Raw genomic sequence first — 1,657 nt, forward strand, 5'->3', positions numbered from 1 at the left:
CTGGGGCGGCGCAGGCGAAAGCTCGGTGTTCCTGTCCAGCAACCTCGGCCAGATCAAGCTGGGTCACTTCACCAGCGAAGCCTACTTCGCGACCTCTGACGCGACCGACCTGCTGAACCACGGCACGGGCACTTCGTCTGACGCGCTCTACAAGTACCTGAACGACGACAACAACAAGGTCTCGTACCGCACCCCCAGCATCGCTGGCCTGACCGCTGAAGTCGCTCTCCTGCTGCGCGAAGCCGCCCAGCCGAAGAATGCTCTCGACGCGGCCATCAACTACAGCATCGGCAACTTTGGCCTGGGCCTGGGCTACGAGCGCGCTCCGAACGAAGACCAGCAGTTCGCGATTCGCGGCTCGTACACCGCATCGCCGTTCACGCTGACCGGCTACGTGCAACGCTACAAGAACGAATCCATCAGCAAGTCGAAGACGATCGCCCGCGTGTCCGGTCAGTACGACATCGGTGCTCTGGAACTGCACGCCGCCTTCGGCCTGGCAGGCGAAATCGACGGCGCTGGCAGCGCCCCTGGAGCCAACGAAGACGAAGGCAAGGCCCGTCAATTCACTGTCGGTGCCAACTACAACTTGAGCAAGCGCACCAAGGTGTTCACCTTCGTCAACCAAATCCGTGTGAGCGCTGTCGACGCCACCGCCAGCGGCAAGCAAACCGACCTGTCGGTGGGCGTTCGCCACAACTTCTGATCTCCTGATCGTTAGCCAAGCGTGAAGCAAAACGGCCAGTCGAAAGACTGGCCGTTTTTCTTTGTGCGCCACCCATCAGAAGCTAGCCAAGAAAGTAGCGCTTCAACCCCGCCAGGATCATCTCGACCGCAATGGCGGTGAGCACCAGGCCCATCAGTTTCTCGACCGCCGCGACCACCGAATCACCGACCCAGCGGCGGATGCGGTCGCACAGCAGCAGCACGACCAGCGACACCGCCATCGCACTCGCCAAGGCACCCACCCACGACAGCATGCGCTCCGGTTGGCGCGAAGCCAGCAACAGCACCGTCGCCATCGCCGACGGCCCGGCCAGCAAGGGCACCGCCAGCGGGAAGATCAGCGGTTCCTTGCCTTCGGGCGTGCCGTACACGCCACCTTCGTGGCTGAAGATCATGCGGATGGCGACCATCAGCAAGATCACGCCGCCCGCCACTTCGAGCGAACGCTCCGACAGGTGCATCACGCGCAGAAAACCTTCGCCGAGGAACATGAAGGCGAACAGCACGCCGAATGCGATGCCCACTTCACGCAAGGCCACCCAGCGCCGGCGCTGCGGCGCCACCTGACGCATCACCGGGATGAAGATCGGCAGACTGCCCAGCGGGTCGAGCACCAACAGCAACAGGATGAAGGCCGAAAGAAAGGTGTGATCCATAAGTTTCCAGTTTGATCAAGCAACGCCCGCGGATCCGGCTTTGCCGGGCCGCCAGGCGGCGCCCCTTGGGGGCAGGAGCGAAGCGCCTGGGGGGCTCATCACCTCCCGCGCCAAAACAGGGCGTCGAGCTCTTTCATCGTGATCTGCCGCCAGGTTGGCCGACCGTGGTTGCATTGGTCGGCGCGCTCGGTGCGCTCCATGTCACGCAGCAGCGCGTTCATCTCCTCCAGCGTGAGCTGGCGGTTGGCACGCACGGCACCATGGCAGGCCATGGT

2 protein-coding genes are annotated in these 1,657 nt (G+C 63.4%); one reads left to right on the top strand and one right to left on the bottom strand.

All coding sequences use genetic code 11. The annotated features are described in order from the left end of the window. On the top strand, positions 1 to 706 hold a 706-nt coding region (locus RMO40_RS20725; protein ID WP_309725388.1), incomplete at its 5' end, for a porin. A gap of 82 nt (positions 707 to 788) precedes the next feature. Here RMO40_RS20725 and RMO40_RS20730 read toward each other — a convergent pair. Further along, positions 789 to 1,382, bottom strand: coding sequence for a MarC family protein (locus RMO40_RS20730; protein ID WP_309725390.1), 594 nt, complete (start codon positions 1,380 to 1,382; stop codon positions 789 to 791). Between the last annotated feature and the right edge of the window lie 275 nt (positions 1,383 to 1,657).

The organism is Rhizobacter sp. (assembly GCF_031412075.1).
Taxonomy (GTDB): Bacteria; Pseudomonadota; Gammaproteobacteria; order Burkholderiales; family Burkholderiaceae_C; genus Rhizobacter.

What these genes read in the sequence shown, in the direction of transcription:
- RMO40_RS20730 (WP_309725390.1), bottom strand. Translation starts at nt 1,382, where the DNA reads ATGGATCACACCTTTCTTTCGGCCTTCATCCTGTTGCTGTTGGTGCTC.